This is a genomic window from Streptomyces sp. NBC_00572 (assembly GCF_026341815.1).
Classification (GTDB): Bacteria; Actinomycetota; Actinomycetes; order Streptomycetales; family Streptomycetaceae; genus Streptomyces.
The window spans coordinates 6,647,454-6,672,835 of the sequence record NZ_JAPENX010000001.1 but is presented as its reverse complement, the minus strand read 5'-3'; the positions used below and the strand labels follow the sequence as shown (position 1 = coordinate 6,672,835).

At 70.5% G+C, this 25,382-nt stretch carries 20 protein-coding genes and 2 pseudogenes; 11 read left to right on the top strand and 11 right to left on the bottom strand.

What is annotated here, in order from left to right; translation table 11 throughout:
* Positions 1–6 precede the first annotated feature (6 nt).
* Positions 7–1,056 carry a methyltransferase gene (locus OG514_RS30190; protein ID WP_266900138.1) on the bottom strand — a complete coding sequence of 350 codons (1,050 nt, stop codon included), beginning with the start codon at positions 1,054–1,056 and terminating at the stop codon, positions 7–9.
* A 53-nt stretch (positions 1,057–1,109) separates the two neighbouring features.
* Positions 1,110–2,174: a nitrous oxide reductase family maturation protein NosD gene (locus OG514_RS30185; RefSeq protein WP_266900137.1), complete on the bottom strand. Its 1,065-nt coding sequence runs from the start codon at positions 2,172–2,174 to the stop codon at positions 1,110–1,112.
* Between the two features lie 188 nt (positions 2,175–2,362).
* Between OG514_RS30185 and OG514_RS30180 the strand changes: the two genes are divergently transcribed.
* On the top strand, positions 2,363–3,910 hold the full coding sequence (locus tag OG514_RS30180; RefSeq protein WP_266900136.1) for an MFS transporter: 1,548 nt from the start codon (positions 2,363–2,365) through the stop codon (positions 3,908–3,910).
* Positions 3,911–4,154: 244 nt separating this feature from the next.
* Complete coding sequence (locus OG514_RS30175) at positions 4,155–5,663, top strand: DUF4246 domain-containing protein (protein WP_266900135.1); 1,509 nt, start codon at positions 4,155–4,157, stop codon at positions 5,661–5,663.
* A 53-nt stretch (positions 5,664–5,716) separates the two neighbouring features.
* Here OG514_RS30175 and OG514_RS30170 read toward each other — a convergent pair whose 3' ends face one another.
* Positions 5,717–5,968 (bottom strand): hypothetical protein, encoded by a 252-nt coding sequence (locus OG514_RS30170; RefSeq protein WP_266900134.1) that lies wholly within the window; start codon positions 5,966–5,968, stop codon positions 5,717–5,719.
* A gap of 47 nt (positions 5,969–6,015) precedes the next feature.
* Here OG514_RS30170 and OG514_RS39410 point away from each other — a divergent pair, with 47 nt between their 5' ends.
* Positions 6,016–6,429 carry a metalloregulator ArsR/SmtB family transcription factor gene (locus OG514_RS39410; protein ID WP_323181636.1) on the top strand — a complete coding sequence of 138 codons (414 nt, stop codon included), beginning with the start codon at positions 6,016–6,018 and terminating at the stop codon, positions 6,427–6,429.
* Positions 6,426–8,150 (top strand): alpha/beta-hydrolase family protein, encoded by a 1,725-nt coding sequence (locus tag OG514_RS30160; RefSeq protein WP_266900133.1) that lies wholly within the window; start codon positions 6,426–6,428, stop codon positions 8,148–8,150. The genes OG514_RS39410 and OG514_RS30160 overlap by 4 nt, the downstream gene beginning before the upstream one ends.
* 138 nt (positions 8,151–8,288) lie before the next feature.
* On the opposite strand, the gene OG514_RS30155 is transcribed toward OG514_RS30160, so the two are convergent.
* Positions 8,289–8,957, bottom strand: coding sequence for a CPBP family intramembrane glutamic endopeptidase (locus tag OG514_RS30155; protein ID WP_266900132.1), 669 nt, complete (start codon positions 8,955–8,957; stop codon positions 8,289–8,291).
* Positions 8,958–9,206: 249 nt separating this feature from the next.
* A complete protein-coding gene (locus OG514_RS30150; protein WP_266900131.1) occupies positions 9,207–9,392 on the bottom strand; it encodes a CsbD family protein in 186 nt (61 codons plus the stop codon).
* 199 nt (positions 9,393–9,591) lie between these two features.
* Here OG514_RS30150 and OG514_RS30145 point away from each other — a divergent pair, with 199 nt between their 5' ends.
* On the top strand, positions 9,592–9,879 hold the full coding sequence (locus OG514_RS30145) for a hypothetical protein (protein ID WP_323181635.1): 288 nt from the start codon (positions 9,592–9,594) through the stop codon (positions 9,877–9,879).
* A gap of 46 nt (positions 9,880–9,925) precedes the next feature.
* Here OG514_RS30145 and OG514_RS30140 read toward each other — a convergent pair whose 3' ends face one another.
* Positions 9,926–11,074 (bottom strand): DUF475 domain-containing protein, encoded by a 1,149-nt coding sequence (locus OG514_RS30140; protein ID WP_266900130.1) that lies wholly within the window; start codon positions 11,072–11,074, stop codon positions 9,926–9,928.
* 376 nt (positions 11,075–11,450) lie between these two features.
* Between OG514_RS30140 and OG514_RS30135 the strand changes: the two are divergent.
* Together OG514_RS30135 and OG514_RS30130 are read left to right on the top strand one after the other, a co-directional pair.
* A pseudogene (locus OG514_RS30135) lies at positions 11,451–11,690 on the top strand (LLM class flavin-dependent oxidoreductase); the annotation flags it as partial.
* A gap of 129 nt (positions 11,691–11,819) precedes the next feature.
* A pseudogene (locus OG514_RS30130) lies at positions 11,820–12,555 on the top strand (phosphotransferase family protein).
* Between the two features lie 408 nt (positions 12,556–12,963).
* On the opposite strand, the gene OG514_RS30125 reads toward OG514_RS30130, so the two are convergent.
* Positions 12,964–13,548, bottom strand: coding sequence for a DinB family protein (locus OG514_RS30125; RefSeq protein ID WP_266900129.1), 585 nt, complete (start codon positions 13,546–13,548; stop codon positions 12,964–12,966).
* 286 nt (positions 13,549–13,834) lie between these two features.
* Here OG514_RS30125 and OG514_RS30120 point away from each other — a divergent pair, with 286 nt between their 5' ends.
* Complete coding sequence (locus OG514_RS30120; RefSeq protein WP_266900128.1) at positions 13,835–14,575, top strand: bifunctional 2-polyprenyl-6-hydroxyphenol methylase/3-demethylubiquinol 3-O-methyltransferase UbiG; 741 nt, start codon at positions 13,835–13,837, stop codon at positions 14,573–14,575.
* Positions 14,576–14,855: 280 nt separating this feature from the next.
* Here OG514_RS30120 and OG514_RS30115 read toward each other — a convergent pair whose 3' ends face one another.
* From OG514_RS30115 to OG514_RS30100, 4 genes are all read right to left on the bottom strand, one after another.
* On the bottom strand, positions 14,856–16,139 hold the full coding sequence (locus tag OG514_RS30115; protein ID WP_266900127.1) for a hypothetical protein: 1,284 nt from the start codon (positions 16,137–16,139) through the stop codon (positions 14,856–14,858).
* Positions 16,140–16,154: 15 nt separating this feature from the next.
* On the bottom strand, positions 16,155–19,508 hold the full coding sequence (locus OG514_RS30110; RefSeq protein WP_266900126.1) for a PQQ-binding-like beta-propeller repeat protein: 3,354 nt from the start codon (positions 19,506–19,508) through the stop codon (positions 16,155–16,157).
* Positions 19,509–19,703: 195 nt separating this feature from the next.
* Positions 19,704–20,585 (bottom strand): diacylglycerol kinase family protein, encoded by an 882-nt coding sequence (locus tag OG514_RS30105; protein ID WP_266900125.1) that lies wholly within the window; start codon positions 20,583–20,585, stop codon positions 19,704–19,706.
* 31 nt (positions 20,586–20,616) lie between these two features.
* On the bottom strand, positions 20,617–22,212 hold the full coding sequence (locus OG514_RS30100) for an FAD-binding oxidoreductase (RefSeq protein WP_266900124.1): 1,596 nt from the start codon (positions 22,210–22,212) through the stop codon (positions 20,617–20,619).
* A 75-nt stretch (positions 22,213–22,287) separates the two neighbouring features.
* On the opposite strand from OG514_RS30100, the gene OG514_RS30095 reads away from it, so the two are divergent.
* From OG514_RS30095 to OG514_RS30085, 3 genes are all read left to right on the top strand, one after another.
* Positions 22,288–22,887: a TetR/AcrR family transcriptional regulator gene (locus OG514_RS30095; protein ID WP_266900123.1), complete on the top strand. Its 600-nt coding sequence runs from the start codon at positions 22,288–22,290 to the stop codon at positions 22,885–22,887.
* Positions 22,884–24,461, top strand: a complete 1,578-nt coding sequence (locus tag OG514_RS30090) for a glycerol-3-phosphate dehydrogenase/oxidase (RefSeq protein WP_266900122.1) — start codon at positions 22,884–22,886, stop codon at positions 24,459–24,461. Before OG514_RS30095 ends, OG514_RS30090 begins: the two co-directional genes overlap by 4 nt.
* An 84-nt stretch (positions 24,462–24,545) precedes the next feature.
* Positions 24,546–25,343 carry a TIGR01458 family HAD-type hydrolase gene (locus OG514_RS30085; RefSeq protein ID WP_266900121.1) on the top strand — a complete coding sequence of 266 codons (798 nt, stop codon included), beginning with the start codon at positions 24,546–24,548 and terminating at the stop codon, positions 25,341–25,343.
* Positions 25,344–25,382 lie beyond the last annotated feature (39 nt).

The following is a 25,382-nucleotide window of genomic DNA, read 5'->3' as shown; positions in this document are numbered from 1 at the left end:
TCCCCGTCAGGCGGGGACGGTGCACTCGAACGCGTGGAGGTACGGGTTCACCGGGCGGATCTCGCCGATGACCAGCCCCGCGTCCGTCAGCCGGTCGACCATGCTCTGCCGGGTGTGCTTCGCACCGCCGACGTTGAGGAGCAGCAGCAGGTCCATCGCCGTCGTGAACTTCATCGACGGGGTGTCGTCCACGAGGTTCTCGATCACGACGACCCGGGCGCCGGGCCGCGCGGCCTTCCGGACGTTGGCCAGCGCCCTGCGGGTGCTGTCGTCGTCCCACTCCAGGATGTTCTTGATGATGTACACATCCGCCTGGACCGGGATGTCCTCACGGCAGTCGCCGGCCACGACACGGACCCGTGAGGCCAGCGCGCCGCCGTCCCGCAGGCGCGGATCGGCGTTGCCCACCACGCCCGGCAGGTCGAGCAGCGTGCCGCTCAGGGTGGGGTGCCGCTCCAGCAGACTCGCCAGGACGTGCCCCTGACCGCCACCGATGTCCGCAACCGAGGTGGCCCCCTGCAGATCGAGCAGGTCGGCGACGTCCCGGGCGGACTGCTGGCTGGATGTCGTCATGGCCCGGTTGAACACGTACGCGGACTCGGGGGCGTCCTCGTTGAGGTACGGGAAGAACTCCTTCTCGTACACGTCCTCGAAGACGTTGCGGCCGGAGCGCACCGCCTCGTCGAGCTTGGGCCAGACCTCCCAGGTCCACGGCTCGGTGCACCACAGGGCGATGTAGCGCAGGCTGTGCGGGTCGTCCTCGCGCAGCTGTCGGGACATCTCCGTGTGGGCGAACGTGCCGTCGGGGCGCTCCGTGAAGACGCCCTGGCTGGAGAGCGCGCGCAGCAGCCGCCGCAGGGTCCGTGGCTGGGCCTTCACCGAGGCCGCCAGGTCCTCGACGGTCATGGGCGTGTCGTCCAGGGCGTCCGCCACTCCGAGGCGGACGGCCGCGCGTACGGCGGCGGCGCAGGCCGCCCCGAACACGAGCTCCCTGAGCCGCATGGGCGGCGGAGGAGTCGGATCGACAGTGGGGGAAACCGGATCAACAGTCGTCATCTGTCGCCTTGTCTGTGCTGTGGTGCCGTGGGTGGGGGGAGCGGGTCCGAGCGTCAGCACATGCCCGCGGGCTCCGAGACCCCGCAGGTGTTGCCGCGGAAGGTGTTGCCCTTGCCGGTGTCGCGGTTGGCGAGGTCGGCCGAGCCGTTGCGGAGCACGACGTTGTCGCGGATCTCGTTGCGCTCGTTGAGGGCGCCCACGAAGCTCTTGAAGAGCACGATGCCGCCGGACAGCGGCGAGGCGCCGACGTTGTCCACGATCCTGTTCTCGGCCACCAGCGTCTCCTCGGCGCCGGTGAGGACGATCCCCGAGCCCTGCAGGAAGGGCAGCCGGGGGGTCTTGGGGCAGTTCTTGTTGTTGGCGTGGATGTAGTTCCGGCGCAGGCTCATCGCCCCGGCGCGCGGCGTGGACTCGTCGCCCACCACGAACACGGCGGCGCAGTTGCCGGTCGCCTCGTTGCGCTCGACGGTCAGGTTCCGCAGGCGCCGCACGGTGACGCCGATCCGGTTTCCGGACATGCGGTTGTGGCTGATCACCGTCCCCGCGGTGTCGACGGCGCCCGCCTCCGTGTCGGTGGTGTTGGAGACGAACAGTCCGGCGTCGGCGTTGTCCCGGGCGACGTTGTGGGTCAGCACACTGCGTACGGACCGCTCCAGGGCGATGCCCCAGTTGCCGTTCTTCTCGGCGGTGACCCGGTGGATCTTCAGCCGGTCGGTCCGCGAGGCCCACAGGCCGTTCTTGGTGAAGCCCTTGAGCGTCAGCGAGCGCACGGTGACGCCCTGGACGGGACTGCCGTCCTTGCCGGTCACACAGATGCCGTGGCCGGCCGTGGCGCAGGCGTCGGCGGCGGCTGCTTTGCCGGGTTCGAGGACGGTGGGGAAGACGGTCGAGCCCCGCAGGGTCAGGTTCGACGTGGTGATGCGGACGCTCTCACGGTAGGTGCCGGGAGAGAGGACCACCGTGTCCCCGGGCTGCGCCGCGTCCACTGCTTTCTGGATCGATTCGCCGGGCTTGACCCGGTGCACCGTCCGATGGTGGGCCGTCGGAGCGGCGGCCCCCATCCCCGAGACCACGAGGGTCACGGTGCATGCCAGGTAGGCGAGCTGTCGTTTGGTCATACGGCGAAGCTATGAGCGGCCCCTCGGCCCCGCCACCGCTGATCCTCCAGGCGGACCTAGGCATACCTCCCTGCGGTCCACGTGATGGGCGTGGCGCGCGCGTCCTGGAGGAAAACGCCGCTCCTCCGTGAATCATGGGGGGCCGCCGGGGGCGCCTCTTCGGTACAGCGGGCAGCGAAGGGGTTCGGATGCGTAAGTGGTGGCCCTTGGCCGCGATCTGTCTGGGCACGTTCATGCTCCTGCTGGACGTCACGATCGTGACCGTGGCGCTGCCCGCCATGGCGGCGGACCTCGGCACCACGCTCTCCGACCTGGAGTGGGTGGTCGACACATACGCGCTGGCGCTGGCGTCGCTGTTGCTCGGCGTCGGTTCCCGCGCCGACCGGATCGGCCGCAGGAAGGTGTACCTGGTCGGGCTGATCGTCTTCACGGCGGCGTCGGTGGTGTGCGCGGTCGCCCCGAACGCGGGTGTGCTGATCGGCGCCCGGGCGGTGCAGGGACTGGGTGCCGCCGGGATGTTCGGTACGACCATCGCCCTGCTCGGCATGCACTACACCGGCCGGGACCGGGGGGTGGCCTTCGCCGTGTGGGGCGCCACCAACTCGGTCGCCGCGGCGGCGGGACCGGTGGTCGGCGGACTCCTCACCCAGTACCTGGACTGGAGATGGATCTTCTTCGTCAACCTGCCGGTCTGCCTGGCCGCCGTCGTGATGACCCTTCGTTCGGTGCGGGAGGCCAAGGGCCAGGGCCGGCAGCGTGCGGACGTCCTCGGCACGGCCACCTTCACGGTGGCGAGCGGGGCCCTCACGTTCGGGCTGATCCGCGCCCACTCCGACGGCTGGTCGACACCGTTCACGCTCGGTCTGTTCGCCACGGCGGCCGTCGCCCTCGCCCTCTTCGTCGTGGTCGAGACGAGGCACGAGCACCCCGTCCTCGACCTGTCGCTGTTCCGCAGACCGTCGTTCACCGGCATCATGGTCAGCGCCCTGTTCATGCAAGGCGCCGCGTTCGCCTACCTGTTGTACGAGTCCCTGTGGATGCAGTCGGTCCTGGGGTACGAGCCCGTCGAGGCGGGTCTGTACATCCTGCCCATGTGCGCCTCCGCGTTCGTCGTATCGGCGCTCGCGGGCCGCTTCGGCCCCTGGCCCCCACGGTCGACCATCGGAGGAGGGCTGGCGCTCATCGCCCTGGGCTCCGCGATGCAGGCCACCCTCGACGCGGGGTCTTCGGGCAGCAGCCTTGTGGCGGGGCTCATGGTCTCCGGGCTGGGGGTCGGGCTCGTGACACCGAGTCTGTCGGCGGCGGCCCTGGCCACGGTGCCGCCGGAGCGCGGAGGCATGGTGGGAGGTGCGGTCAACACCTTCCGCCAGTTGGGCTTCGCCTTGGGGATCGCCGTGTTCGGCGTGATCTTCCAGTCGCGGATCGAGAGTGTGCTGAAGGCCGACGGCGGTGTCCCGGACCCGCACGAGGCTGCCGTCGCGCTGAGCGGCGGACAGGCGCGGCCGTTCGTCGCCGGCTGGCCGGAAGGCGAACGCGACGAGATGGCGCACCTGGTGCGTGAGGCGTTCGCATCCGGCCTGAACTCGGTGCTGGTCGTGGCGGCGGCGCTGGGGGCGGTGGCCTCGCTGGTCGTCGTCGCGACGGTACGCGTCCCCACGGGCGGCGCCGAGCAGCGGAAGCCGGGAGCGGGCGTGAGCCCACGCGGACAGGAGACGCAAGCGGACGCCGCCCTGTAGCGGCGTCCCCTCCTGACGTGTGGCGTGGCGCGACCGCTCTCGCTTCTCCCCCGCGACGAAGGTGCGGGCCGGTTGCGGGCCGGTGCCGTGCCGGCCCGCCGACCCGCCGAGCGTGAGCCGGACATCACGCGACTCCGTCGAAGCCCCGGCTCCGGGACCGGCGTTGACAGGGGCCACGGCTGCGGTGTCGGTCCGCTGAAGTATCCTTCCCGCCACCGCACACCGACTCGGAGGACCAAGAGAATTGACCGGCCTGTCTGCCTTCCCGCTGCCCTTTCGAGCTTCCCGTGCCCTTCCGTTCGCGCAACCCCGAACGCTGCGGGAAATTCAGATGATGCAGTGCAGCTCACACATTCGGTCGAAGCCGGGGTGGTTCGACAAGATGAACGATGCCGGCATCGTCGCCAGGTGGACGCGGGAAGCGGTCGCCCAGGGCCTCACCGAAGCGCAGGTTCGTTACGTTCTTGACGAACTCGCGCATTACGCCGCGCTGCGGGACGGACGAACCGGCATCGAGGTGTCCGCCGTCGACGGCGTGTGGCAGTCGGACACGCTGGTCGACGACAAGCTCGCATACCGGCTGCGTGAGGCGGTCCGTGTTCTGGAGCAGGTCCCCGAATCGGAGCAGGACTGGCATCCCGGATCCGACGGCCAGGTACTGGATCTGGTTCACCCCTCGCTGTTCTGCCTCGTGAAAGAGGTGAGCGGTGCGCCGGAACGGGCGTGGCAGAACCCGACGAGCCACTACTCGAAGTACGAGTTCTCGGAGAAGTTCCAGTGGCTGCCCACGGACGTCGACGTCAGCGACGACGGCGATGTCGCGTTCCGTTCGTACGTCAACAACGTCCACCCCGAGGCTCATCGCGAACTGGCCTCCGTCCTGCCGGACTTGTTCGCGCGCATGCGCCCGCTGCTGGAGAACGTACTCACCGATCTGCGCCATCCGCGGCCGCCGCGGATCGAGGCCGATCCTTACGGGTGGTACGACTCGGAGCCGGAGTGTCCGATCGAATCCTCCTTCAGTGACGACGAAGCCTACGCAGAGGCCCGCCGCGCGTGGGAAAGGGCCCAGGACGACTGGTGGGAGAACCGCCGCCCGGTCGTCCCGGACGCCCCGGCCTTCACGCCGCCCGGGTCGCCCGATGAATCCGCCCGAGTCGACCTGCGCGGTCGCGGTCTCCAGGTCATCGTCAAGCTCGCCACCATTCACCTCACCCCGGACAAGCCCGAGTACCCGGGCGGATCCTGGCATGTCGAGGGGATGATGAACGAGCGGATCGTCTCGACCGGCATCTACTACTGGGACAGCGAGAACATCACCGAAAGCCGGCTGAGTTTCCGGGCGGCACTCGACGACCCGGACTACGAACAGAACGACGACAACGGTCTGCGTGAGGTCTACGGCCTGGAGGACGAGGACGCACTGAACCAGATGCTGGGATCGACCGCGACCCCAGCGGGCCGCTGCCTGGCGTTCCCGAACGTCCTGCAGCACCGCGTCGGCTCATTCCGCCTCACGGATCCCACCCGTCCGGGACATCGCAAGATTCTCGCCTTCTTCCTGGTCGACCCGTCGGAGAAGATCGTCTCGACATCCGATGTACCACCGCAGCAACCTTGGTCCACCACCTCGACCATGACGCTTGAACAGGCCAAGGACTTCCGCGAAGAACTCATGCGGGAACGCAAGTTCTTCGTGGACGAACACAACGAGCAGCTCTACGAACGAGAATTCTCGCTCTGCGAGCACTGAACCCTTCCAGCCTGAACCCTTCCGACCTGAACCCCGCAGTACACGGCTGAGCGTCAGAGCCTCTCGCCGCGCCTGCGGGGTGACGGAGTCGGTTCCGTGCGGACAGGCGTGGTGACAGGGCCGAGGGCGATGAGCCGGTGCTGTGGGAAGGCGACGCCGATGCCGACGGTCACCCCCAGGGCGACCGCCCAGACCAGGGTGGAGGCGAGGGCGCGGGTCGCCGGCGAGGTGAGCGTCGCGAGCGCGAGAGTGGCCGTGAGGACCCGGGCATAACGACCTCGTAGCGGGCACCCGGGGGAATGCATGGACACCTGTCCATGCATCCCAGCCGGCGACCGCGGCGATCCGCATCGTGGAGGTGCTGCGCGCCCTGGCCGATCCGGTGCGGCTCGACATCGTCCAGCGGCTCGCCGTGACGGGCGAGGGGAGCTGCAACGCCCTCGGCGAAGACCTGGACGTGCACCAGACCACGCTGTCCCAGCACTACCGAGTACTCCGTGAGGCAGGCGTCACCTGGACCACCATCCAGGGACGATCACGGCTGGTACGGCTGCGCCGGGACGACCTGGACGCGCTGTTTCCCGGCCTGCTCGACTCCGTACCGAACGGGGCAGGCCGCACACGCCCCAACGCACGAAGCTGGCACCCGACCCGAGAGATCTCCCGGCTGCGGGCCATCACCCGGTGCCGCAGGGGCAGAGGGGTTGAGTCCGGGTGGCACGTCGGGGCGGGCTTTGGGATCATTTCCCCCGGAGGACAGCCATGACTCCTGACCCGCACCCGTCCCCGCCGGAGGGCACTTCGGGCCGCGACGAAGCGGGGAACGAGGGCGCCGAGCCGGCACCCGGCTCCGGCAAGCGCCGTCGGTCGCTGCGTCTCACGCTCCCCGGCTGCTGGGGTGCGCTGATTCTCGCCTGCCTCTCCTTCACCCCGTCGCTGCTCCCTCGCGGAGGGGTCCTCCAGGGGCTGATCTGCGGTATCAGCGCGGCCATCGGGTACGGGCTCGGCGTGACCGCGGCCTACATCTGGCGGGCGTTCGCCGACCGGGAGGCGCGGAGCCCGTCGCGCAAGTCCTGGCGCGTCCTGATCATCTGCGCGATCGTGCTGTTCGGCCTGTCCTTCGGGCTCGGCCAGTACTGGCAGCACGAGATCCGCCGTCTCATGGACGTCACCGACTACAACGTCCTCACCACTGTCGCCTGCCCGTTCGTGGCCGCGGTCGTGTTCTGGCTGCTGTTGCTGGCGGCCCGCGGACTCCAGCGCCTGTATCGATGGCTCGCCGGCCTCCTCCGCCGCTGGATCGGCCCGCGCGCGGCGCGGGTGGTCGGCTGGGTCGTCGTGGCGGGCCTGACGTGGGCCGTCGTCAGCGGGGTGCTGCTGGCCGGCTTCGTGAGCGCGGCCAACGAGGCGTTCTCGGTGCGTGACACGGAGACACCCGAGGGCGTGCACCAGCCCACGTCCACCCTGCGTTCCGGCGGACCCGATTCGCTGGTGCCGTGGGACTCGCTGGGCAGGCAGGGCCGGGCCTTCACCGGCAGCGGTCCTTCGGCCGCCGACATCGGCACGTTCACCCACCGCCCGGCGCAGCAACCCGTCCGGGCCTACGCCGGACTCGCGACCGCCGACGACACCGAGTCCCGCGCGGAGCGCGCCGTCGCGGACCTCCAACGGGCCGGCGGCTTCCAGCGCGCCAAGCTGCTCGTGATGACCACCACGGGAAGCGGCTGGGTCGATCCCGCCGCCGTGGACTCCTTCGAGTACCTCGGTGACGGAGACGCGGCCACTGTGGCGATGCAGTATTCGTACCTGCCGTCGTGGCTGTCCTACCTCGTGGACCAGTCGAAGGCGCGCGAGGCCGGCCGGGAGCTGTTCGACGCGGTCTACGACGTCTGGTCGAAGCTCCCCGCCGACAAGCGTCCGCAGCTGTTCGTGGCGGGCGAGAGCCTGGGATCGTTCGGCGGAGAGACCGCCTTCAGCGGCGAGTACGACCTGCGCAACCGCACCGCCGGCACCCTGTTCGCCGGTCCGCCCAACTTCAACACCTTGTTCCGCGAGTTCAGTGATCACCGCGACGCGGGAAGCCCGGAGATCGAACCCGTCTACAGGGAGGGGCGAACCGTACGATTCACCGATGACCCGACGACCGGGATTCCGCCGAAGGGTGAGCCGTGGAACGGCACGCGGGTGCTGTACCTCATGCACCCGTCCGACCCGATCGTCTGGTGGAGCCCTGACCTGGCCCTTTCCGAGCCCGACTGGATCGGCGAGGCGCCCGGCGGTGACGTGCTCGACGAGATGGTCTGGATCCCCTTCGTGACGTTCTGGCAGGTGACCGCCGACCTGCCGTTCTCCACGGGCGTGCCGGACGGACACGGTCACACGTACAAGGCGGCGTACGTCGACGGCTGGAACGCCGTCATGCGGCCGTCGGGGTTCACGCCGCAGGACCTCGACCGGCTGCGGGAGATCATCCAGCCGGAGCACTGAGCCTGTTCACCCGGGCCGGACAGGGTCACGAGGTCACGAGGTCACGAGGTCACGAGGTCACCGGAACAGGGCGTGGTGGTCACCGCAACAGGTACGTGGTCACAAGAACGGGCGGTGGTCACTGCAACAGGTAGGCGGTCACCACAACAGGTAGCCGACGACGTATCCGAACGCGTTCACCGCCCAGTGCAGACCCATGGGGGCCAGCAGACTACCGCTGCGGCGCCGCAGTTCGCAGAACAGGACGCCCGCCAGCGCGGTGAACAGCACCGCAGCCGTGATCGCGAGGACGGAGCCGAGCGCGGAGTCTCCGAAGACACTGGTCAGCGCGGGTTTCGCGGTCGCCAGGTGCAGGGACGGCAGGACGTGCCACAGGCCGAACAGCAGACTCGACACCGTGGTCGCCCAGACCGTTCCACGGGCCCGCCTCACCAGTCCGTAGAGCACGCCGCGGAACGCGATCTCCTCCACCAGGACCGTGCCGACGGGGACCACCACGAGAACACGCGTCACCAGCTCGCTCCCGGTCATCCCGTCGTACCGCTGGTCCTCGAACAGCGAGCGGGTGGCCGGCAGCAGCGCCCCGGCGGCATAGACGACGCCGACGAGCCCCATCAGTACCGACGCCCACCTGGCACCGCGGGCGAGCGTCCCCGGGGCCAGCCCCGCGTCCGCCAGGGAGCCACCTGCCCAGCGGAGCACGCCGAGGAGCAGGGCGCTGACGGTGACGGCAGCGATCAGGCGGACCGGGCCGGTCCAGCGGTTGAGGAGCAGGTTGGCCGCGACGAGTACGCCGACCACGAGCACGACGGCCTGCCACGTGCCGATCGGCCCGCGCCATCGGCTCGGCGGGAGGTGGTCAGCGGAATGGGGCCCTCGTACCGCGGGCCGGTCTGCGTCGTCGGAATCGCGGCAGGACACAGAATGAGTCCGTCCTTCTGCTACGACGGCGGATCGTGTCGCCCCTCCCGTTGATCCGCGCCACCGGCCGCCGGGACCGGGCGCCCGGCGGGCGCCTGCCCGGTCCCGGCCGCACGGCCGTGGGCGTGCGCGAGGTCAGGAGCGATCGCGCTTGAGCGAGTCCATGACACCTTCGGCACGGTGTCGAACGCTCTTCGCCTTCTCACGGATCTTGGCTTTCGCCTGGTCCGTCCTGCCCTCGGCCTCAAGACGTTCATGGCCGGTGATCTTCCCGGTGATCTCTTTGAATCTGCCCATGACCTTGTCCATGGCGTCACTCATGTCCGTGATCCCTCCGTCGCGGATGGGTTCCCACCCTCCACGCTAGGTTTGGACGACCCAGGGTGCTCGTCGGCCCGCGCCGGACCCCCGCATGCGTCATCGCGAGGGAGGTGATCGCCCGGTCACTGGCGGGTGACCCGCGGGCGGACATCTCTCATCGAGCGCTACGTGCGGGGCGCCCATCGGCGGGCCCCGAAAGGTGCTCGAACGGCTCGGCCGAGAGCTCAAGGAGGCGCGCACGTACGCTGACATCGTCTCCGTGCGGAACCTGTACGACCTCTCGGACCGGTCGGCGGAGGACGTACTCGATGACGCCGAGAGCATCGCGTTCATCCCTTGGTTCCCGCTGGCCACAGGCGAACGTGCCCGACCCGGCAGCCCACTGGACGCCGTGTCCCGGCCGCACCGCGCGACCCCCGCGCAGCTCGCCCTCGTCTGGCTGGCGCGCCGCTCCCCCGTGATGCTCTCGCAGCAGAACGGCGGATGACGGAGACGACGCCCCCGCCGCGATGCGGCCCGCGACGGCGGCCGGCTCAGACGCCGGAGGAGACCTCAGCCCTTTCCTGGGACCCCGTGTCCTTTCCCTCGGCCGCCGCCAGCCTGCGGTTGCGCCGGACCGAGGAGAAGAAGGACCAGGCGATCAGGACGACACCGATGAGACCGGTGACCACCTCGGGGATCTGGTACCGGATGCTGATCATGAGGATCACGGCCAGCGCACCGATCGCGTAGTGCGCGCCGTGCTCCAGGTAGACGTAGTCGTCGAGGGTGCCCTGACGGACCAGGTAGACCGTGAGCGAACGGACGTACATCGCGCCGATACCGAGACCGAGTGACATCAGGACGATGTCGTTGGTGATCGCGAAGGCGGCGATGACACCGTCGAAGGAGAACGACGCGTCCAGGACCTCCAGGTAGAGGAACATGAAGAACGCGGCCTTGCCGGCCATCACGACCGCCGGGACCTTCTTGCCGCTCCTCCGAGCCTCTTCCTCGGCCTCGTGCTCTCGCTCCTCCTCCTCTTCGAGCTTGTTCTCGAAGTAGCCGGAGAGGCCGCCGACGATGAGGTACGTGATGAGGCCGAAGACGCCCGAGAGCAGGACGGTCGCCGCCTTGTCGACGTGCAGACCGCCGTGCTGGTGGGCCTGGGTCGCGAAGGTCATGGCACTGATCGCCAGGACGACCAGAGCGATGCAGACCGACAGCATGTCGACCTTGCCGAGCTTGGCCAGCGGGCGCTCCAGCCAACCGAGCCACTTGATGTCACGGTCCTCGAAGATGAATTCAAGGAAGATCATCAGAAGGAACATGCCACCGAAGGCCGCGATCGACGGGTGGGCGTCGGTCACGAGCTGCTCGTAGCGCTCGGCGTCGTTGACGGCGAGATCGACGGCCTCGATCGGGCCGATCTTGGCACTGATCGCCACGATCACGACGGGGAAGACCAGACGCATGCCGAAGACGGCGATGAGCACACCGACGGTGAGGAAGATCTTCTGCCAGAAGGCATTCATCTTCTTCAGGATCCCGGCGTTGACCACAGCGTTGTCGAAGGACACCGAGATCTCGAGGATGGACAGGATCGCGACGATCCCGAAGGCCGCCCATCCCCCGTATATCACCGCCGCGACGAGGCCGAGCGCGGTCACCGCGAACGACCAGCCGAACGTCTTCAGAACCACTGGATACCCCATCGTTTTGTGCGGGACTCCCCCGCGCCGTACCTGGCTTTACCAAATCCTGACCCGAGTCTAGAACGAGACCTCGCCTCCCTGACGCGTACCGCCCAGTGGCGCGGACCTTCCACTCACCACGAAGGTGTCGCCCACGGCGAGTTGGACGAGCCGGGTGCCGTCGACGAACCAACACAGCACCAGCACGCTGCACTTGAGGCCCCAGGACGAGGCCCCCTAGCGGGTGTCTCGACTGCCCGCACACGGTCCGGCACCACACCCTTGGCGTGGCCGAAAGACCTTGATGGACAATTGATCGGGATCGCGCTGCCCCACTCGGCGGGATGACGGAGGAATCGACGCGTGGTGCACAGACGTCAGCGTCATGTCCTCCCCACTCCCCTTACGTTTCAGCGTCAATATGTTCACCACCGGTTCGCCAAGCGAATGGCGCGCGAGGTGCCGCAGAGCGGAGGAACTCGGTGTCGACGCAGTCGGAGTGGCCGACCATCTGGGAGTCCCCGCACCCTTTCCAGCCATGGTTCTCACACTCGAAGCGACCGAGCAGATCCGACTGACGACGTTCGCCTGGAACACGCCTTTCTACGACCCCGCTCTTCTCGCCGCGCGACATGGTGAGCACCGATTGACGTGTCGCGCACGAGGCTGTCGGGTAGCGGGGCGCGGCCGGCTGCGTCATCGCATGCGAGAAGTCCGGCGACATCGGCGATCGCCTCCGGGATACTCGTCACCCGTGAATGAGGTCAAGGTCGTCGTTGCCCATTCCGAGCGCGCGACCCTGCGCGTCGGCGACGTGTTCCTGAAAGTGGACGCCGATCAGGCGCGTATCGACGGCGAGGTCGAGGCGATGTCCCGCGCGCCGGTCCCGACCCCGAAGGTCCTGTGGCGCAAGCCGTCCGTGCTCGCGATCGCCGCACTCCCAGGGACGACGCTTGGGCGCCTCGGCGGGCCGTCGACCGGGTCGTCGGCCGCGTGGGCCGCGGCGGGCGCCGCCTTCCGGAAGCTGCACGACGCGCCGCTGCCACCCCGGCCCGGCCGGGCCGGCCGGAGCAGCGTCGCGCTGGCGGCGGAACTCGCCGACGAGTGCGCGTTGCTCGTGACCAACGGCATCCTGCCCGCCGACCTGGTCACCCGTAACCGCCAGGTCGCCGAGGCCGCGCTCCGACCGTGGACTCCTGCGTTCACGCACGGCGACCTGCAGATCGCGCACGTCTTCGTCGACGGCGACGAGGTCACCGGCATCATCGACTGGTCCGAGGCGGGCCAGGGCGATGCTCTCTACGACCTCGCCACCTTCACGCTCGGACACGAGGAGCACCTCGACGACGTCCTCGCCGGCTACGGCACCGACATCGACCTCGACGTGATCCGCGCTTGGTGGTCGTTGCGAAGCCTGCTGGCTGATCGAGCACGGCTTCGACCCGTTTGCATCGGGTTGTGAGGTCGACGTGCTGAGGTCCCGGATGTGAGGCTGCGCGGGTACGACTGCTACGAATGCGTTCTGACGCATCGAGCAGGCCGCCCCCTCGGCGATCGCCCGTCCCCACTCTCAACAAAGTGTGGTGCGCAGTCGTCGCCAGCAGCTGACGGCGCAGCCGAGGGTGACGAACGCGACGATCGCCGAGGTCCAGTCCACCTCGCCCCCTGGCCCCGAGTTCGTTCGTCCAGCACCGCCCGGTGCAGCCGACGCCACAGGCCGGCCTCGGTCATACCGTGAAGCGGCGATGCGCGGTTGCGGGCGACGTGCCGGACGTCGGCGGCAACGGGGCGGCCGACTCCCAGAGTTCATCAGGAAGCAGACGCTTCGATGGATCAGCCCCCACGACGGCATCGTGCCGCACGAACGTCACGTCACGTCACGTCACGTGAAGCAACCTCTAAGCCTTCATTGGTGCGGCCGACCTGGCGGCCTGTTCGATCTTCGCGCAGTAGGCCGCACGGGCTTCCTCGTCGATCTGCTTCTCGTGTTCGGCGCGCAGCCCGGTCCGGCCGTCGAGGCCCTCGCGCAGGATGTCGGCGTGCCCGCTATGCCGGATGGACTCGCCGAGGACATGGACCACGATGGCGAACAGGTTCGTGTGGGCATGAGGCTCCGGCCACCACGGCACGTGGCCGGGGGCGTCGAGGGGAAGCTCGTTGATCGTCGCGTCCGAGTGTTCCCACGTACGCCGGTAGAAGCCAATGATCTGCTCGCGGGTCTCGTCCTCGGCCGCCCAGAGATCGCTGCCGTCGTAGTCCTGCCACCGGGGCAGCGGTTCCGGGGTAGGGCGGTCGAAGACCTCGCCGAAGTACCTGGCCTCGACGGTGGCCACGTGTTTGACGAGGCCGAGGAGGTTGGTCCCGGTCGCTGTCAAAGGTCGGCGGGCGTCGTATTCGGACAAGCCGTCGAGTTTCCAGAGCAGCGCCTCGCGGTCCCGCCTCAGTCTCCCGTGCAGATTGTCCTTCGCGAATTCATCGATCATGCGGCCTGAGCCTGCCATGGGCTGCTCGTGGTCTCAAGATCCCGTACCTGGTCCGCGACGACTGGTGGCGTAGCCCAGGGCTTGCCATGGCCACCACTCTGACCTGCTACAAGAAGCTCGCGACCAGGCAGCCGGCCACGACCCCGGCGCGACGACAGCGATCAGGCCGTGACCCCACCCCTGCCGTCTCTCCGCACTGCCCCGGCTCACCGTCCGCGATCGCCTCCGCCGACGCGAACGTAAAGACGTCGACAGCGCCCCTCGGCACGCGGCAAAGTGGCCGTCCGTGACGAGCAGTGAACTGTGGACCCGTGCGAACGCCGACCGCTACGACGCCGAGGAGGCCGAAGCGTCCTCGGCTGCCTTTCTCGGGCCGACTTTGGCTTTCCTCGCCGAGCTCGCCGGAGACGGCCGGGCGCTGGAGTTCGCCATCGGAACCGGACGAGTGGGTGTCCCGCTCCGGGAACGCGGCGTGCAGGTGGTGGGCATCGAGCTGTCCGAACACATGGCGGCCGTGCTGCGGCACAAGGTCGACGAGAACACGCTCCCGGTAACCATCGGGGACATGGCCACCATCGTCGTCCCCGGCGAGTTCACCCTGGTCTATCTCGTCTACAACACCATCACGAACCTGCTCACGCAGGACGAGCAGGTCGAGTGCTTCCGCAACGCCGCGCGTCATCTGGAGCCCGGCGGCCGATTCGTCATCGAATTGGGTGTGCCGCCGCTGCGGTTCCTGCCGCCCGGCCAGGTCGCGGTGCCGTTCGACGTATCCGAGCAGCATCTCGGCTTCGACACCTTCGACCTGGTCGAGCAGATTCTCGTCTCGCACCACTTCACCCGCGACGGCGACGACGGCGGCTACCGCCGCGACAACTCCCGGCACCGGTACGCGTGGCCGGCAGAGCTCGACCTGATGGCACGGATCGCTGGGCTCGAACTGGAACGACGCGTCGCGGACTGGGACGGGACTCCGTTCGCCCAGGACTCCGCGAAGCACATCTCCGTGTGGCGCAAGCCGACCTGAGGTCGGCGGGGGGCAGGGTGTTCCCACGCATGCTGCGTGGGTGGCGCTGGAGCCGCACCTGTGGACTCTCCTCCACCTCGGGCACGTACTCCCGGCCGAGCAGGTAGTCGCCTTCCTCCGGTACGACAGGAACCCCGAATCGGGAGCGTCCCAGCGGCGATCGGTCGGCTCGACGACGATCCCCGCCGGGCGCATTCTGAAGGCCCCCCGAGCCGAGATGTGTCTCGGCCGGCACCTTGCCCGCGTCGGTAGCTGCGGGCCTCATTTCTGTCGTGCGCCCCTACGGCGCGAGGAGCCGGCTCGCCGCGACGGCAGAGGCCGCCGTCCCCCCGGCCACCACCGCCGAGGCAGCGAACAGCGGGACCCTCAGGGTCCAGGCCCGCAGCGCCGGGGACTGGGACACCCGGTCCAGGAGTGCGTCCCGGCCACGGAGCACGACCAGGCCGACGCCTGTCAGCGTCAGCGCCATGCCGAGGCCGAAGGCGGCCACCATCGCGAGGGCAAGGGCGACCTTCCCGGTCAGCAGACCGGTGAGCAGGACGAGGAACGCGGACGGCGAGGGCAGCAGCCCGCCCGACGTGCCGAGGAGCAGGAGCCCGCGCCAGGTGAGCAGCGACGGCGCGTCCGGGATGTGGTGGCTGTGGCCGTCCCCGGCCCCCTCCCCGTGCTCGCCGGCCTCCCCGTGATCGTGATCGTGGTGGTGGTGATGGTGGTCGTGCTTTCCGTGGCGTAGATGCCGCCGCAGCAGGGCCACCCCCACCCCTGCCACCACCAGCGCGGCGATCAGTTGCAACCAGCCCGTCAAGGCCGCGATGTCCGGCGTGCTGTTCGCTGTCAGCCACCAGCCGACCGCGAGAACCGTCACCGAGAAGGTGTGCATCACGGCGACGATTCCGCCGAGCCACACCGCGTCGCGCGGCCTGCCCCGGCCGGCCACCAGGTACCCGGCGGCCAGTGACTTCCCGTGCCCCGGGGCGCAGGCGTGCAGCACACCCACGGCCGCGGCCACGAGGAGCGCCATCGGCACGGCCGCCCCGTGGTCCAGCAGGGACGGCAGGTCGGTGGTCCACGACCACCACGACGACGCCGACGTCCCGGCTCCGGCTCCGGACGCGGCCGCCCCTGCCGTGAGCGTCAGCGTGCGCGTCGGCTCCTTCGCGGTGTGCAGTCCGCCGGAGCCCGTGTCCGTCACCGACAGGGTCCGGTACGCCGGGTTGACGTCCGTCAGGGCCGTGACGGTCAGGTCGATCCGGTCCACCGGCCGTGGGCAGACGAGACGGACCGTCAGTCCGGTCGCGCGGTCGACCCGGCAGGCACGGCCGTCCTGGCGCACGGCGATGTGCGTGCGCAGGTAGCCGGCCGTGTCACCGTCGGACCGCTTCTCCAGGACGGCGACGTCGTCCCGCTCGGCGGACCAGGTCACGTCGACCGCGGTGTCGGCCGCCTCGACCTTCACGACGGGTGGGGTTCCGAAGGGGTGCGCCTGCGCCGTCCCCGCGCTGCCGTAGAGCAGCGCGAGGACGGCGGTGAGCAGGAGCGGCACCCCGGTGCGCAGTGATCGCACGGTGGTGCTTCCCCTCTACTTTCGGCGTGCGGCGAGCGCGTGGACCGTGCCGTCGTCCGTGAGGGCGAAGAGCCAGTCACCGCTGATGGAGAGGGCCGAGGCCACTCCGGCGCCGAGGTCGTACGAGGCGGTCAGGCGGCCGGTGGCCCGGTCGAGGACGAGCAGTCGCCCGTCCCACGTCCCCAGGTACACGTGGTCCCTCGTCACCAGCGGATGCGTCGTCGGCGAGCCGTCGCCCACCGAACAGCCCATGGCGACGCGCCATGTGTCGTCCAGCGGGCTCTCCCCCGCCAGGTAGCCGGCCTTGGTCTCCCAGACCGGCTTCGACGGGTCGGCGGAGCTGGTGTCGTAGGCGCGTACGACACCGTCCCTGCCCGCGACGTAGGCGGTGCTGCCCCATGCCGCGGGGCTGGTGAGCGGGGCGCGCCCCGGCTCGCAGGTGCTGCCGCCGCCGAGCTTGGACTCCCAGGCCACGGCTCCCGTCTTCGGGTCGTGGCCGCGGGTGCCGGACGCCGTGAACGTCACCAGCTGCGGCGTGCCCGTGGCCGGGTCGGTCAGGACGGGCGAGGAGTGGCTGTCGATGTCGCCCGCGGTGTCCTTGACCCAGAGCCGGGTGCAGGTCGCGAGGTCCATGGCGATGACGGTGTTGCTCGACATGGAGTGCAGGTAGGCGGTGTTGGAGCCGGGCTCGCGGATCGCCGTGCTGTGGGCCTGTCCCCAGGAGAACGAGGCGCCGAAGCCGCCGGGCAGCAGGCCGCCGGTCTCGGCGTCGCGGCAGCGGACCGTGGAGGCGTCCTGGTAGACGGCGACGGAGCGGGAGTCCGCGCCCGCGAGGGTGAGGACGCTGACCGGTCCGCCAGCGCGGCCGTAGCGGCGCACGGTGTCCCCGTGGGTCTCCTCGCGGTCGATCGACTGCCAGGCGATGCGGCCGCTCGCCGCGTCGAGGGCGTAGATCCGGCCGACACCGGTGGTCAGGTAGACCTTGCCGCCGTGGAGTGTCGGCGCCGACTCCGCGTCGCCGTCCAGGTACGTACGCCAGAGTTCGCGCCCGGAGGCGATGTCGTACGCGAGCATCATGCTGTGCGGCGAGTCGAAGGCGCGGGAGGAGACGATGAGTCTGCCGTCCGCGATCACCGAGCCGTTGAGGTTGAACTGCTCGCCGGTGTGGCGGGCCCACCTGAGGTCGAGCTTCGTGCCCGGCGCGTCGCCGCTCGCGGACCGCCCGGCCTCGTCGCCGCCCTGTCGCAGCCAGTCCTGGCCGGTCCGGGGCCTGCCGAGTTCGGTGTCGCGTACGACCTGGAAGGTGTTCGTCACGACGGGGAACTTCACGCCCCGGGTGTCGTACGCGACCGACTCGGCGGTGTAAGTGCCGGGGCGGAGCCCGCGCAGTGTGCCGCTCGCCCGGGTCCAGGCGCCGCGCGCGTCGGGGCAGGGCTCGGGCTCGCCGCCGGGCTCGGTGTAGCAGTTCTCGATGCGGGGGCGGGAGGCGCCCTTGCCGAAGCGGACGGTTTCGTGCTCGACGGTGCGTCCACGACCGTCGCGGACGGTCAGCACCGCCTTGGCGGGGGTGCGGCCGTCGTCCTCCGCGTACGCCTCGACGGGTACTCCGGCCCGTTCGCCGTGGACGCTGCCGTCCGCGGGGCTGACGAGGGCGGCGTCGTCGTCGATGTCGAACTGGCGGTGGATGCCGGTCACATGGCCGGTGTCCTCGTTGCGGTGGGTGCGCGGGTCGTCCGTGATGCCGCTGAAGTCGAGGACCTTGTAGTCGGGGCGGGCGCCGTCGATACCGTACGTGCCCTGGTTGTTGATCTCGACGGAGCGCTTGAAGGCGCCGCGCCGGAACTCGGCCTGCTGGTTGTGGCCCGCGGCGACCATCCGTACGTCGTACTTGGCGAGTTCGTCGATCGTCGGCTGCATGCCCGCGCCCGGGCCCCACTGGGTGAAGAGCGAGCGGTGGGCGAAGACGAAGACCTGCTTGCCGACGGCGTGCCGTGCGAGGTCCCGGCGCAGCCACTCCAGTTGCGGCTTCAGCCCGCTGGCGTCGTAGTTGTCCTCCAGGACGACGATGTGGCGGCCGTTGCGGTCGAAGCTGTACCACTCGGGCGCGAGGTTGCGGCGGTAGTACTCCAGGCTGCCGGCGTAGCCCTGGGAGGTGGCCGTGCCGCCGAAGTCGTGGTTGCCCATCACCGGGTAGAAGGGGTGGCCGAGCCGGCCCTCTTCCAGGCCCTTCCTGAAGAGGTCGTAACCGCCCTGGCGGCGCGGCTCGTCGGCGTAGTCGGTGACGGTGAGGTCTCCGGTGGCGATCTGCATCGTCGCGCCGTCGACCTCGGACATCGCCCGCACCTGGCCGGTCCACTGGGGCAGGGCACGGCGGGCTTCGTCGTCGTTGCGGTTGCCGACCTCCGTGTCGGAGTTCATGACCCACTTCTCGGTGGGGTTCGAGGCGTTCCGGTCGGGTACGAGCGCGAAGTCGACGCCCGTGCCGCCGGTCTCGGGGATCCTGTGGAAGAACCGCGGGATCCAGTCCTTGCGCAGGGCGGGTGTGTAGCCGTCCGGCGAGACGATGCCGACGAGGTCGGTCTCGCGTCGCCCGGGGTCGACTTCGAGGCGGTACCCACCGTCGGCGCCGGTCGTGGTCCATGCGGAGCCGTCGGTGACGTCGATGCCGGGCATGGGCCGCTCGCCCTTGTCCCGCTTGCCGTCACCGTCGGTGTCCTTGAAGACGGTGCCCTCGACGGTGACGGTCGCGGCGGGGTCCGCGGCGTCGTCGGCGAACGCTGCCTGGGGCGCGAGGAAGGAGAGTGCGAGGGCGCCTGCGGTCGCCACCCTGACGCGGTGCGTCGTGCGGCGCAGTCGGAGGGCCGCGATCAGCAGGGCGGCGCCTGCCGCCGTACCGAGTGCGACGGTGAGCACGGTGGTCCACGGGAACGACGGCAGCGCGTGGACACCGCGTGCGTCGACGAGCGGGGTGTCCGCGGTGGCGTCGGCGGCCGTGCCGTCAAACTCGACGACGACCCGGGTCAGTCCGCCCCGCTCGATGAGCGGGGTGAGGTCGAGCGCGTCGACGTGGCAGCTCCACGCGAGCTCGACGACGATGCCGCCGGGCACACCGCCGTTGTCGCCCGCCACGCCGGAGCCGGTGGCGGGGCAGCCGGCCCCGAGCAGTCCGGCCGCCCAGGCGCCGGCCCGCTCGACCGGCACCACGCCGTTGTGCACGATGAGGCGGCCGCTGGTGACGTCGTCCCGGGTCGCGACCACGAGTTCGGCGTGTTCGCGCGAGACGTGCGCGAAGGCGGGCTGGGCGCCGATGCCCAGCACGAGGGACAGCAGCACGAGCGCGAGCCCGGCTGCCGTGCGTATGGGTTTCATGAATGTGGAGGCTAGGCATCCGCTGTCCGGATACCGGTCGGTACCAGTCCGATTTCACCATGCTGTGCGCAAGAGTTCAGCATCAGCGATCACATTCGTACGGAAGTGCACAATCTCCTGGTCAGGTGCCCGGAGGGGGCGTGGTTCCCTCCGGGCACCCGGTCCACAGAGCCCGGGGGGTCTGCGGACGTCCTGTCAGGCCAGGACGTTCAGAGCGGCGGGCCGCACCCTGAGGGTCACTGGCAGGACCGCGTCGACCTCGCCGTCCGCGCCGTACGGGAGGGGGCGGTCCGCTTCGATGCGGACCTCCTTGCCGCGCAGGATCTCGACCTCGGGCCGATTCACGTGCACGCCCGTCTTCAGCTCGTTCATCATGGCGAAGAAGAGGTGTTTCGGTGCCTTCTTGATCACCACGACGTCGAGCAGCCCGTCGTCGATCCGCGCACCCGGTGCGACCTTTCTCCCGAAGCCGTAGAAGCCCGAGTTCGCCACGACCACGGTGTAGCCGGTGCGCTCGTGCCTCACCCCGTCGATCGTGACGCGGTACGCGGCGGGCTTCCAGGCGAGGACCGCCCGCAGCCCGCCCGCGTAGTACGACGCCGCGCCGCGCAACACCCGGGAGGCGTTGGCGTGGCGGTTGGCCACCGCGTCGACGCCCGCGTACACGCTTCCGAGGACGCAGGTCCGCGCATGCACGGCGGACTCCACCTCGATCGTGTCGACGGCCCGCGGCTCACAGTGGAGCAGTATCTCGACGAGCCGTTCGGGTTCGGTGGGGAGGCCGAGGGCGCGGGCGAAGTCGTTGCCGCGGCCCGCCGGGACCAGCCCGAAGACCGTGTCCGTACCGCTGAGCGCACCGCCGACGCAGCCGGCCATCCCGTCACCGCCGACGGCGAGCACGACGTGCCCCTGCGCTCCGGCCTCCTGGGCGAGCTCTCGTGCGTGCTCCAGGCTGCGGCTGTAGACGGTGTCGAGCCGCGCACCCGCCTCCCGCAGCAGACGGGCCAGCGGGAGCAGGCCCGCCGTGCCGCTGGAACCCCCTGCGGTGGGGTTGACGACGGCGGTGAACTGTCGCATGGATCTGGCCTCCGGCCGGCAGAAGTCGGGTTCAGCGGATGGGGATGAGGACTCCGGGGCTGAGCACACCGGAGGGGTCGACCTCGGCCTTGACGGCCTGCAGCATGCGGATGCCGAGGGGGCCGATCTCGCGGGCGTACCAGTCACGGTGGTCGGTGCCGACGCCGTGGTGGTGGCTGATGGTGCCGCCCGCGGCCAGGATCGCGTCGTTGGCCGCTCGCTTCACCGGTTCCCAGTGCGTCACGGCGTCCTCGCCCTGCGCGGAGACGACGGTGAAGTACAGGGAGGCGCCGTTCTCGTACGTGTGCGAGATGTGGCACATGACGAGCGGCGGCGTGCCGGACTCGGTGAGGGTGCTCGTCAGGGCGTCCCGCACCGCCGTGTAGAGGCCGGGGATCGCGGACCAGAAGGCCGCCGTCTCCAGCGTCTCGGCGAACGCGCCGGCGTCGAGCAGCGCGTCACGCAGGTAGGGCGCGTTGTACCGGCCGTGCTCCCACCGGTCGCCCGGCTCCTCACCGATGTACTCGCCGTCGCAGGCGAGCAGGACCTCGCGGGCGACGGCGCGGCGGGCCATCGTCTCCTCCTCGGTGCCCTCATAGCCGACGATGGCCATGCAGCCCGGGTTCTGCGGGAGTTCGGCGCTGCCGATGGCGTCCGGCTGCGCGAGACCGATGAAGGTCTCCGACTCGTCCGACAGTCGCAGCACCGTGGGCCGCGGGCCGTCCTGAGCGAGTCGGCGCAGTGCCGCCGTGCCGGCCTCGAAGGAGGCGAAGCGCCAGCCCTCGTAGATCCGCGTCGCGGGGAGCGGGCGGATGCGCACGGTCACCGCCGTGATCACCCCGAGGGCGCCCTCGGAACCGAGGATCAGCTGGCGCAGGTCGGGGCCGGCCGCCGAGCGCGGGGCCCGGCCGGTCTCCAGGGTGCCTTCCGGGGTGGCAACCGTCAGGCCGAGGACCATCTCGTCGAAGCGGCCGTACCCGGCCGATGCCTGGCCGCTGGAGCGGGCCGCGGCGAAGCCGCCGACGGTCGCCCATTCGAAGGACTGCGGGAAGTGTCCGAGGGTCCAGCCCCGCTCGTTGAGCAGCGCCTCGCACTGCGGGCCGCGCAGACCGGGCTGCAGGGTCGCGGTGCGGGACACCTCGTCGACGGTGAGCAGCTGGTCGAGCCGCCGCAGGTCGAGCGCGACGAAGGGCCGCTTCGTGGTGGGCGCGAGGCCGCCGACGACGGAGGTTCCGCCACCGAAGGGCACGGCGGCGACACCGTGGTCGGCGCAGGCGCGGAGCACGGCGAGGACCTCGTCGTGGGTGCCCGGGAGCACGACCGCGGCGGGGATGTCGTCGACCTCGCCGGCACGGATGCGCAGCAGGTCGGGGGTCGACTTTCCGCGGGTGTGCCGGATGCGGCTCTCGGCGTCCTCCCGCAGGCCGTCGGGCCCGCCGACGGCGGTGCGCAGCGCGGTGCGGGCCTCGTCGGTCAGCGCCGGGGCGGGCGCTTCGATGTCGGTGAGGACGGACGGGCCGCTCTCACGCGGGGTGACTCCGAGCAGGTCACGCAGCAGGCCGGTGACCGAGTCGGGCAGGGGTGCCGCCTTGGCCGGGTCGCCCCAACCGCTCCACAACATGTCCACTTCGAAAGGGTTCCTAACGGTCTGTTTCACGGATGGCGCTGCCACTGGGCCGACGCTGGCATTACACTGTGACAGATGACGCCCATTCGTCACAACCATGAAGACGCAGATCCCGTGCTGGACGCCGCACGCGACTGCGTGCTCGCCGTCGGCGTACGGCGAACCACCCTCACCGACATCGCCCGGCGCGCGGGCGTGTCCCGGATGACGATCTACCGGCGCTGGCCCGACATCCGCAGCCTGGTGGGTGACCTGATGACCCGTGAGTGGATCGCGGTCGCCGCCGGCGCCATGCCGCCGTCCGACGACGACCGGCCCGAGCGGGAGCGGATCGTCGAGGGGCTCGTCGCGGGAGCCGCGGCGTTCCGGGCCCACCCGCTCTTCCACAAGATCCTCGACGTCGACCCCGAGCTGCTGCTGCCGTACATCCTCGACCGCCGGGGCGCCAGCCAGGACGCCCTGCTGGGACTCCTCCACTCGGCACTCGAGGAGGGCCACGAGGACGGCTCCGTACGCCGTGTCCGGGCGGACCTGCAGGCCCGGTCCCTGCTGCTCGTCGTCCAGTCCTTCACGCTCTCGCTGCGCACCATGACCGACGACACCGATCCCGAACTGAGCGAAGCCGCCTTCCTCGACGAGCTGCGCATCCTGCTGGAGAGGACCATCGCCCCATGAACCCCACGAGCAGCCCCGCCCTGCCCGGCTCCTCGCTCAACGCCAGGCGGCGCCTGCGCGAACTGGCCCGACTCGCCGACGGTGACGCCGACAGCATGGTCGACGTCCTGGTCGTCGGGCTCGGTGCCACCGGAGCCGGAGCCGCGCTCGACGCGGCCACCCGCGGGCTCACCGTCGCCGCGATCGACGCCCACGACCTCGCCTTCGGTACGTCCCGCTGGAGCTCCAAGCTGATCCACGGCGGACTGCGCTACCTCGCCTCCGGACAGCTCGACGTGGCCCACGAGAGCGCGGTCGAGCGCGGCATCCTCATGGAACGCACCGCTCCCCACCTCGTGCGCGCCCAGCCCTTCGTCCTCCCCCTGACCCCGCTCGTCAGCCGCGGCCAGGCCGCCCTGGCCCGTGCCGGATTCCTCGCGGGCGACCTGCTGCGCGTCGGCGCCCGCACCTCGCGCAGCACGCTGCCCCAGCCGCGCACGCTGTCCGCCGTCGAGACCCGCCATCTCGCCCCGGCCCTCCGACCCACCGGACTGCGCGGCGGACTGCTCTCCTGGGACGGCCGGCTCTCCGACGACGCCCGCCTGGTGACCGCGATCGCCCGCACCGCCGCCGCGTACGGCGCCAGCATCCTCACCCGCACCCGAGCCCTGGAACTCCACCGCGACGGTGCGCTGGTCCGCGACGAGACCACCGGCGAGGAGCTGCGGATCCGCGCGCGCACGGTCATCAACGCGGCCGGCGTCTGGGCGGGCGGCCTCGTCGACGACGTACGGCTGCGGCCTTCGCGCGGCACCCATCTGGTCCTGCGCTCCGAGAACCTCGGCCGGCTCTCGGCGGGCCTGCACATCCCGATCCCCGGCGAGACGAACCGCTTCGTCCTTGTCCTGCCCCAGGGCGACGGACGTGTGTACGTCGGCCTCACCGACGAACCCGTCGACGGGGACATCCCCGACGTGCCCGAGGTCCCCGAGACCGACATCGGCTTCCTCCTCGACGTCCTCGGCTCCGCACTCGACGTCACCGTCCACCGCACCGACGTGGTCGGGGCCTTCGCGGGCCTGCGGCCCCTGCTCGACACCCGGGACGCGGCGGGCCGCACCGCCGACATCTCACGCAAGCACGCCGTGCTCACCTCTCCTGCCGGCGTCGTCACCGTCGTCGGCGGCAAGCTGACCACGTACCGCCGCATGGCCCAGGACGCCGTCGACGCCGTCGTGACCGCCGGCGGTCTGACCGCCGGCCCGTGCCGTACCGCCTCCCTCCCCCTCGTCGGCGCCGCCCGGCCTCAGGTCCTCGCCGGGCTCGACGTCCCGGCCCGGCTCGTGTACCGCTACGGCACCGAAGCGCCCGCCGTGCACGCGCTCGGTGTCGAAGACCCGGCCCTCGCCCGGCCCGTCGTCCCCGGCCACCCCGTCACGGGCGCCGAACTGGTGTGGGCCGTCCGCCACGAAGGCGCCCTCGACACCTCCGACCTCCTCGACCGCCGCACCCGCATCGGCCTGGTCCCCGAGGACCGCGCCTCAGCCGAGAAAGCGGCCCTGGAGGCCCTCGCCCGGACCGCCCAGGTGCGGTGACATGGGGTGCCGTCGGCACAGGTGAGGTGCGGGTGACGTGTGGGTGAGGCGCGGGGTCCCGGCACCACGGCTACCGTCGGCTCCATGGAACGAATCCGAGCGGCCCTGGTCGACATCGACGGCGTCCTCACCGTCTCCTGGAAGGCCCTGCCGGGAGCGGTCTCGGCCATGGAGCAGCTGCGGGGCGCGGGACTCCGCGTCGCGCTGGTCACCAACAACACATCCCGCACCAGGGCCGCCATCGCCGCGCGCCTGGCCGACCTCGGCTTCCCCGTCGACGCGGACGACGTTCTGACCGCCCCGGCGGCCACGGCGGCGTATCTGCGCGAGCACTTTCCCGGCGCGCGCTGCCTGCTGCTCAACAGCGGTGACGTACGGGAGGACCTGACGGGCGTCACGCTCGTCGAGGAGGGGGACGCCGATGTCGTCGTGCTCGGTGGCGCCGGGGCCGAGTTCGGCTACGCGGCCCTCAATGGAGTCTTCCGGCAACTGCAGCGCGGGGCACGGCTGGTGTCGATGCACCGCAATCTGTACTGGCGCACCGAGGGCGGCCTCGACCTGGACACCGGGGCGTTCCTCGAAGGGCTCGAAAAGGCCGCCCGCACCCGGGCGGAGGTGACGGGCAAGCCGGATCCCGCGTTCTTCGCGAGCGCCCTCGCCCATCTCGGCGCCGACGCGTCGGAGGCGCTGATGATCGGCGACGACATCGAGTCCGACGTGCTGGCCGCCCAACGGTCCGGCATCACCGGCGTACTGGTGAGGACGGGCAAGTACCTCCCCGAGACGCACCGCGCCGCCTCCGGCACGCCCGACCACGTCATCGACTCCTTCGCCGACCTTCCCGCCCTGCTGGCCAGCGCAGGCGGGACGCCTCAGCCCTGACGGGTCCCGACCGACGCGCGGGTGTCGGCCTCCGCGCGC

Bases quoted from the DNA above. Each gene is read 5' to 3' on its own strand.
- OG514_RS30190 (WP_266900138.1), bottom strand. From the start codon at position 1,056: ATGACGACTGTTGATCCGGTTTCCCCCACTGTCGATCCGACTCCTCCG.
- OG514_RS30185 (WP_266900137.1), bottom strand. From the start codon at position 2,174: ATGACCAAACGACAGCTCGCCTACCTGGCATGCACCGTGACCCTCGTG.
- OG514_RS30180 (WP_266900136.1), top strand. From the start codon at position 2,363: ATGCGTAAGTGGTGGCCCTTGGCCGCGATCTGTCTGGGCACGTTCATG.
- OG514_RS30170 (WP_266900134.1), bottom strand. From the start codon at position 5,968: ATGCATTCCCCCGGGTGCCCGCTACGAGGTCGTTATGCCCGGGTCCTC.
- OG514_RS30160 (WP_266900133.1), top strand. From the start codon at position 6,426: ATGACTCCTGACCCGCACCCGTCCCCGCCGGAGGGCACTTCGGGCCGC.
- OG514_RS30150 (WP_266900131.1), bottom strand. From the start codon at position 9,392: ATGAGTGACGCCATGGACAAGGTCATGGGCAGATTCAAAGAGATCACC.
- OG514_RS30125 (WP_266900129.1), bottom strand. From the start codon at position 13,548: ATGATCGATGAATTCGCGAAGGACAATCTGCACGGGAGACTGAGGCGG.
- OG514_RS30110 (WP_266900126.1), bottom strand. From the start codon at position 19,508: ATGAAACCCATACGCACGGCAGCCGGGCTCGCGCTCGTGCTGCTGTCC.
- OG514_RS30105 (WP_266900125.1), bottom strand. From the start codon at position 20,585: ATGCGACAGTTCACCGCCGTCGTCAACCCCACCGCAGGGGGTTCCAGC.
- OG514_RS30095 (WP_266900123.1), top strand. From the start codon at position 22,288: ATGACGCCCATTCGTCACAACCATGAAGACGCAGATCCCGTGCTGGAC.
- OG514_RS30090 (WP_266900122.1), top strand. From the start codon at position 22,884: ATGAACCCCACGAGCAGCCCCGCCCTGCCCGGCTCCTCGCTCAACGCC.
- OG514_RS30085 (WP_266900121.1), top strand. From the start codon at position 24,546: ATGGAACGAATCCGAGCGGCCCTGGTCGACATCGACGGCGTCCTCACC.